This is a genomic window from Saccharomonospora halophila 8 (genome assembly GCF_000383775.1).
Classification (GTDB): Bacteria; Actinomycetota; Actinomycetes; order Mycobacteriales; family Pseudonocardiaceae; genus Saccharomonospora; species Saccharomonospora halophila.
This window is the reverse complement of record NZ_KB912540.1, coordinates 26,142-33,595: the sequence shown is the minus strand read 5'-3', so window position 1 is coordinate 33,595 and position 7,454 is coordinate 26,142. Positions and strand designations below refer to the sequence as shown.

Annotated in this window: 7 protein-coding genes; 6 read left to right on the top strand and 1 reads right to left on the bottom strand. The window is 71.8% G+C overall.

Features of this window, described 5'->3' with window-relative positions:
* Window positions 1-786 (bottom strand): Na+/H+ antiporter NhaA (locus tag SACHA_RS0110375; protein ID WP_019809467.1); only part of this gene is annotated, 786 nt, incomplete at its 3' end.
* A gap of 388 nt (window positions 787-1,174) precedes the next feature.
* Here SACHA_RS0110375 and SACHA_RS0110370 point away from each other — a divergent pair.
* From SACHA_RS0110370 to SACHA_RS0110345, 6 genes are all read left to right on the top strand, one after another.
* Window positions 1,175-2,248 (top strand): sensor histidine kinase, encoded by a 1,074-nt coding sequence (locus tag SACHA_RS0110370; protein WP_028663058.1) that lies wholly within the window; start codon window positions 1,175-1,177, stop codon window positions 2,246-2,248.
* Entirely contained in the window at window positions 2,245-3,042 is a 798-nt protein-coding gene (locus tag SACHA_RS0110365; protein ID WP_019809465.1) for a LytR/AlgR family response regulator transcription factor, read from the top strand. The genes SACHA_RS0110370 and SACHA_RS0110365 overlap by 4 nt, the downstream gene beginning before the upstream one ends.
* A gap of 34 nt (window positions 3,043-3,076) precedes the next feature.
* On the top strand, window positions 3,077-3,505 hold the full coding sequence (locus SACHA_RS0110360) for a hypothetical protein (protein ID WP_028663057.1): 429 nt from the start codon (window positions 3,077-3,079) through the stop codon (window positions 3,503-3,505).
* Complete coding sequence (locus SACHA_RS0110355) at window positions 3,502-5,277, top strand: sodium/solute symporter (protein ID WP_019809463.1); 1,776 nt, start codon at window positions 3,502-3,504, stop codon at window positions 5,275-5,277. The genes SACHA_RS0110360 and SACHA_RS0110355 overlap by 4 nt, the downstream gene beginning before the upstream one ends.
* 137 nt (window positions 5,278-5,414) lie before the next feature.
* The gene (locus SACHA_RS0110350; protein WP_019809462.1) at window positions 5,415-5,813 is read left to right on the top strand and encodes a DUF485 domain-containing protein; all 399 of its coding nucleotides are present in this window, start codon (window positions 5,415-5,417) and stop codon (window positions 5,811-5,813) included.
* Window positions 5,810-7,414, top strand: coding sequence for a solute symporter family protein (locus tag SACHA_RS0110345; RefSeq protein ID WP_019809461.1), 1,605 nt, complete (start codon window positions 5,810-5,812; stop codon window positions 7,412-7,414). The genes SACHA_RS0110350 and SACHA_RS0110345 overlap by 4 nt, the downstream gene beginning before the upstream one ends.
* Window positions 7,415-7,454 lie beyond the last annotated feature (40 nt).

Here is a 7,454-nt window from a genome sequence, read left to right as displayed (position 1 = left end):
GGCCTCGCCCTCGCGCCGCAGCGCGGGCACCGCGAACCCGAGCAGCACCCCGGCCACGGTCGCGTGGACGCCGGAGGCGTGCACCAGCCCCCAGGTGAGCAGGCCGAGCGGGATGAGCAGCCACCACGACCGCACGCGACGCTGGACGAGCAGCGTGAACACGGCGAGCGGGGCGAGCGCCAGCAGCAGGGGGCCGACCGCGAGGTCGTCGGTGTAGAAGACGGCGATGATGGTGATCGCGATGAGGTCGTCGACCACGGCCAGCGTGAGCAGGAACATCCGCAGGGCCGACGGCAGGAACCGGCCGACGACCGCCAGCACGGCCACGGCGAACGCGATGTCGGTCGCGGTGGGGATCGCCCACCCGCTCAGTGCCGACGAATCACCCAGGTTGATCACGACGTAGATCGCCGCGGGAAGGATCACGCCGCCGACCGCCGCCGCGACCGGCACCGCCGCCCGCCGTGGGTCCCGGAGTTCCCCGGCGACGAACTCGCGTTTGAGCTCCAGCCCCACCACGAAGAAGAAGATGGCCAGCAGACCGTCGGCGGCCCAGTGCGACAGGTCGAGATCCAGGTGCAGCGCCTCCGGGCCGACGGTGAACTCCCGCATCGCCGTGTAGGCCTCCGACCAGGGCGAGTTCGCCCAGACCAGCGCGACGACCGCCCCGGCCAGCAGCAACATCCCGCCCACGGTCTCCAGGCGCAGGATCTCGGCGACCTGTTTCCACTCCCGCCAGGTCGTGCGGCTGAACAGCTTCGGTGTGGTGGGGGGTGGTGTGCTCATCTCGGTCTCGTCAACCCCTCCCGGTCGGGTGTGCGTCGGGCACTGCAGGCGTGATCGTACTTGGCGGACCGCACGCGACGGCGGCTTCCGGCCACGGACCACACGGGCACGCCGCCTCCGCGGCGACCCCCCACTCCGCCCGCACCGCCTTCCCCGACACGGCACGACGGCGGTGGTGAACGGACGGTCCCACCCCTGTATGCCGCGATTATCCGCACCGGCGGGTGTCCCGTCGCGGCGCCGGTCCCCGCGATCGACCGGAGGGCCCCGACGGTCGACGTCGCGCACGATTTGAGCGGAATGTCACTCCCGGTGTGCCCCGGAGGGTTCCCGGACCGGTGTGCGCGCGGTTAGATTCCCCCGCACCGCCGACGACGCTGGGAGCCACATGTCGACACCCACGGGACGACTCCGTCCACAGCGGGGTTCGCCGTGGTCGCGAGGTCCGCGGGACTCCGGTGCGGTCCTGCGCACGGCCCGGCACGTGTCCGACGACCTCGCCGACGGACTCGCCGGCCCCCGGGTGCGTGCGGCCTGCCGCGGCATCCGCAGGTTGCTCGCGGCCGACGCCGTCGGGCTGGCCGACCTCTCCGGGACCGTCACCACCGTCGGTGGCATGCCCGCCGACGTCGACGCCACGGCGCTGATCGACCGGGTCCTGCACACCGAGCACCGCGGCCGCCGGGGCGACGTGGTCGCGCTGCCGTTGCTGGTCCACGACGAACTCGCCGGGGTCCTCGTCGTCGCGGGGGCCCCGCGCACGGCGGAACTGCGCGAGGTGGCGAACCTCATCGTCGCCGCGCTCGAACGCGCCCGCCTCGAGGCGTCGGCGGAGCAGGCCGCCGAGGCCGAACTGCGGGCGCTGCGTGCCGAGATCTCCCCGCACTTCGTCTACAACGCGCTGACCGTGATCGCGGGACTCGTGCGGCCGGACCCGGACCGTTCCCGGGAACTGATGCTCGACTTCGCCGACTACATCCGGTACAGCCTCGCCAGCCACGGGGAGTACACGACCGTGGCCGACGAGTTTCACGCCATCGAGACCTATCTCGCCCTGCAGCGCGCGGTGCTCGGCGACCGGCTCCGGGTGCAGGTGCGGGTCGCGCCCGAGGTCCTCGCCGTGGCACTGCCGTACCTGGTGCTGCAGCCGATCGTGGAGAACGCCGTCCGGCACGGGATCGAACGCCACACCGACGGCGGCACCGTGCAGGTGCTCGGCGAGGCGGAGGGAACCGATTGCGTGCTCAGCGTCACCGACGACGGGGTCGGCATGGACCCGGAACTGGCCCGCGACCTGCTCGCGGGCACCGGTGGGGCCACGGGCATGGGGCTGGCCAACGTCGACCGCCGTCTGCGTAACGTGTACGGGCCGTGGTTCGGCCTCGTCCTCGAGACGGCGGAGGGTGCGGGCACGCGGGTCGTGATGCGGATACCGCGATTCCAGCCGGGAGTGATGCCGTGACCGAGACCAATCCCACCCCGACGGCCCTGCGGGTGCTGGCCGTCGACGACGTCCCCGCGGCCCTGGACGACCTGTGCCACCTGCTGCGGGAGTCGCCCGAGGTCACCGAGGTCGTCGCGGCGGCCGACCCGCTGACGGCCCTCAAGAGGCTGCAGGACGACCGGTTCGACGCGGTGTTCCTGGACATCGCGATGCCCGGACTGGACGGGCTCGAACTCGCCGCGCTGCTGAACAAACTCGCCACTCCCCCGGTGATCGTGTTCGTGACCGCCTACGACGAGCACGCCGTGGCGGCGTTCGGGATCGGCGCGGTCGACTATCTGCTCAAGCCCGTGCGCGCCGAACGTCTGGCCGACGCCCTGGCCCGGGTGGGCCGGATGGTGCCCGGTGACCACCCGCCGCCCCCGCGGCAGTCGACCCCCGACGCGCTGGCGGCACTGCCGGTCGAGTCGGCGGGGCGCACCCGGTACGTCCAGCGCCAGGACGTGCGGTTCGTGGAGGCGCACGGTGACTACGTCCGGCTGCACACGCGGTCCGGGGTCCACCTGGTCCGGATGCCGATCTCCCGGTTGGAGGAGTACTGGGCCGACGCCGGGTTCGTCCGCACCCACCGGGGATTCCTGGTCGCGCTGAGCGCGGTGCGGGAGTTGCGCAGCGACTCCGTCGGGGGCCTGCTCGCGCACACCGACCTGGGTGACGTCCCGGTGAGCAGGCGGCACGCGCGCGACCTGCGGGAACAGCTGCTGCGCGCGGCACAGCGCGGCGAGCTGCACGCGGAGGGGACGACCCCGTGAGCACCGTGCGCACCGGAACCTCCGCCGCAGCACCATGAGTCAGCGCCGAGTGACGGTCACCAGCCCGCAGACGCGGCTGGCGCACGCACGACGGCGCTACCGCGGCCCGTGGCGTCCCACCACGCTCGACCCGGCGGACGCGCCGCGGGCGGTCGCCCAGTACCGGGTGCAGCTGCGCCGGGCGATGGTCACCCTCACGCTGCTGGGCGTACTCGTCGTCGGACTACCCCTGCTGCTGGCGGCCGTCCCCGCGCTGGACACGGTGCGGGTGTTCGGTGTCCCCGTGTCCTGGGTGGCGGTCGGCGTGCTGCCGTTCCCGTGCATGGTGCTGCTGGCGGTGTGGCATCTGCGCCACGTCGAGCGCACCGAACGGTCCGACCACAGCGGCAGCGGTGACGGCGGCGGCGACGGGGACGACGGGGACGCGGGCGGGGACCGTCCGGGCCGGGGAGGTCCCCCGTGATCGTCACGCTCGCCGTGGCGCCGGTGCTGTTGGTCACTCTGTTCGTCGGCCTGCGCGGCGTCGCGGCCATGCGCACGACGTCCGACTTCCTCGTGGCCTCGCGCCGGGTGTCCCCGCTGCTGAACTCGGCGGCGGTGTCCGGGGAGTACCTCTCCGCCGCCTCGTTCCTCGGGGTGGCCGGCCTGATGATCCGCGACGGCGTGGGCGCCCTGTGGTATCCGGTCGGCTTCACCGCGGGCTACATCGCCATGCTGGCACTGGTGGCCGCGCCGATGCGCCGTTCGGGCGCGCTGACGGTGCCCGATTTCGCCGAGGCGCGGTTGGCCTCGCCCACGCTGCGCAGGCTGGCCGCGACGGTCGTGCTGACGATCGGGGTGCTCTACCTGGTACCCCAGTTCCGCACCGCCGGCCTGGTGCTCAGCGTGGTCAGCGGGACGCCCTACTGGGTGGGCGTGATCATCGCCGGGGGCGCGGTGAGCGCCACCCTGGCCCTGGGCGGGATGCGGGCGGCGACCTACGTCCAGGCGTTCCAGTTCGCGTTGAAACTGGTGCTGTTCATCGTGCCCGCGCTGTGGCTGCTGGCGCAGGTCGGGCCGGACGTCCGCGAGCGGGCGCTGACCGCCGAGGAGTTCACCCGGTTCGACAGCGAGACCGCGGTGACCTTCCGGGTGGGGGCCACTCTCGACGTTCCCGAGGGGGTGCGGGTGCGCACCCCGGACGGCGGCACGCGGACCGTTCCCCCGGGGGAATGGACCGTGCCGGAGGAAACCCGGATCACCTTCGCCGCGGGCAGCCGCGCCCCCGAACCCGAGGGGGCGGCACCACCGGGCGCCGCGGGCTGGGAACGGCCGCTGCTCGATCTCGACGACACCGGACACCCGCTGCTGGCCACGCTCGCGGTGCTGATGGCGACGATGTTCGGAACGATGGGCCTGCCGCACGTCATCATGCGGTTCCACACCAGCCCGGACGGCACCGCCGCCCGACGCACGGCCGCGTTGACCGTGGTGCTGCTGTCGGTGTTCTACCTCTTCCCCGGCATCTACGGCACGCTCGGTCACGTGCTCGTGCCGCACCTGTACCTGTCCGGGGCGACGGACAGCGCCGTGGTGGCCCTGCCCGCCCGGGTCGACGACACCCTCGTCGGGACGGTGTTCACCGGCTTGCTGACCGCGGGTGCGTTCGCGGCGTTCCTGGCGACCTCGCTCGGACTGCTGCTGGTGGTGGCCGGCGCGATCTCGCACGATCTGGTGCCCGGCGGGCTGCGGCAGTTGCGGGTCGCGGTGCTCGGGGCGGCGGCGGTGCTGGTGCTGCTGGCCCTGCCCGCCCTCGGGCTGGACGCCAGCACGCTGGTCGGCTGGGGTTTCACGGTCGCGGCCTCGACGTTCTGCCCGCTGCTGGTGCTGGGGATCTGGTGGTCGCGGCTGACGGCGGCGGGCGCGGTCGCCGGGGTCGCGGTCGGGCTGGCGACCTCGTGCGGGGCCTTCCTGCTGGGCACCCTCGATCTCGCGCTGCCGGGATGGCTCACCGTCCTGCTCGTCCAGCCGGCCCCGTGGTCGGTGCCGCTCGCCTTCGCGGTGATGGTGGTGGTGTCGCTGTTCGGCAGGCCACCTCCGTGGGCGACGGCGGCGATGCTGCGTCTGCACCTGCACGAACACCACAGCTCCCCGTTCGCCGACCGCCGGACCCTGGCACGTGACCTGGGCCACTCGTCGTGGTCGGCCCGCCGCTCGTCGGCCGTTCGTCGCATCACGCGCCGATTGGTCCGCTGACAATTACGGCGTATCGGGCCTCCTCCCTACTGTGACGCGGCACGCACGGCGCACCGCGGACCGGCCGCCCTCCACGGGCACCGGTCGGCGGGTGCGCCCACCGACGAGAGTGCGCCACTGACGAGGAGGTCAGGAGAGTGAGTACCACCGAGCCCTCGACGCATCCGCCGGGGCCGAGGTCCTGGGCCGAGGTGCACGGCAGCGCCGAGTTCCAGGACCTGCGGAAACGGCTGCGGAACTTCGTCTTCCCGATGACCGCGTTGTTTCTGGTCTGGTATCTGCTGTACGTGCTGTTGGCCGACTACGCCCACGGCTTCATGTCCGTCCGGGTCGTCGGCAACATCAACATCGGGTTGATCTTCGGGCTGCTGCAATTCGTGTCCACCTTCGTGATCACGGGGCTGTACGTGCGCTACGCCAACCGCAGGCTCGACCCGGTCGCCGACAGCATCCGCAGTGACGTCGAGGCGGCCGGGTTCGCCGACGGCGAGCCGGACACCGACGGTGACCAGACGGAAGGGAAGGCGTCGTCGTGAACCTCGCGCAGAGCATCGAAGGCAACAATCCCGCACTCAACATCACGATCTTCACACTGTTCGTGCTGGTGACCCTGGTCGTGGTGTTCCGCGCGTCGCGCAACACCAAGACCGCGTCGGACTACTACGCGGCGGGCCGGGCCTTCTCCGGACCGCAGAACGGCACGGCCATCGCCGGGGACTACCTCTCGGCGGCGTCGTTCCTCGGTATCGCGGGCGCGATCGCCGTCTACGGCTACGACGGCTTCCTGTACTCGATCGGGTTCCTCGTGGCCTGGCTGGTGGCGTTGCTGCTGGTAGCGGAGCTGCTGCGGAACACCGGCAAGTTCACCATGGGCGACGTCCTGGCGTTCCGCATGCGGCAACGGCCGGTGCGGGCCGCGGCGGCCACCTCGACGATGGCCGTGTCGTTCTTCTACCTGCTGGCGCAGATGGCGGGCGCGGGCGCGCTGGTGTCGCTGCTGCTCGGTGTCGAGGGCGACGTCGGCCAGGGCCTCGTCATCGCGGTCGTCGGCGTCGTGATGATCATTTACGTGCTGGTCGGCGGGATGAAGGGCACCACCTGGGTGCAGATCATCAAGGCCGGGCTGCTGATCGCCGGGACGTTCGCGATGACGGTCTGGGTGTTCGGCAAGTACGGGTTCAACCTCTCCGAACTGCTCGGCTCCGCCGCCGAACGCTCCGGTGAGGGCGACACGCTGCTCAACCCGGGCGCCAAGTACGGCGTGGACAGCGCCACCCAGCTGGACTTCCTGTCCCTCGGCGTCGCCCTCGTGCTCGGCACGGCGGGCCTGCCGCACGTGCTGATGCGCTTCTACACCGTGCCCACGTCGAAGGACGCCCGGAAGTCGGTGGTGTGGGCCATCTCCCTGATCGGCCTGTTCTACCTGTTCACCCTGGTGCTGGGCTACGGCGCGGCGGCCATCGTCGGCACCGACACGATCAACAACGCCCCCGGCGGGGAGAACTCGGCGGCACCGCTGCTCGCCCACGCGATCGGCGGACCGGTGCTGCTCGGCTTCATCGCCGCCGTCGCGTTCGCGACGATCCTGGCCGTGGTGGCGGGCCTGACCATCACCGCGTCGGCGTCGTTCGCCCACGACGTCTACGCCAACGTGATCAAGAAGGGCAAGGTCGACAGCAAGAACACCGAGGTCCGGGTCGCCCGCATCACCGCCTGCGTCATCGGCGCGGTCGCGATTCTCGGCGGGATCCTGGCCAAGGACCAGAACGTGGCGTTCCTGGTCGCCCTGGCGTTCGCCGTGGCGGCCTCGGCCAACCTGCCGACCATCCTGTACTCGCTGTTCTGGAGGCGGTTCAACACCTCGGGCGCGCTGTGGTCGATCTACGGCGGGCTGTCGGTCACGATCGTGCTCATCGTGTTCTCCCCGGCCGTGTCCGGCACGGAGAACTCGATGATCAGCGGGGCGGACTTCAGCTGGTTCCCGCTGCAGAACCCGGGGCTGGTGTCCATCCCGGTGTCGTTCTTCCTCGGCTGGCTCGGCACGGTGCTGTCCTCCGAGCACCTGGAGGACAAGCACAAGGAGATGGAGGTGCGCTCGCTCACCGGCGCGGGTGCGGAGAAGGCCTCGGCGCACTGAGGCCGGGCGCGCCCGGTCCCGTCCGAGCCGCCCCTGCCGG

Bases quoted from the DNA above. Each gene is read 5' to 3' on its own strand.
- SACHA_RS0110370 (WP_028663058.1), top strand. From the start codon at position 1,175: ATGTCGACACCCACGGGACGACTCCGTCCACAGCGGGGTTCGCCGTGG.
- SACHA_RS0110360 (WP_028663057.1), top strand. From the start codon at position 3,077: ATGAGTCAGCGCCGAGTGACGGTCACCAGCCCGCAGACGCGGCTGGCG.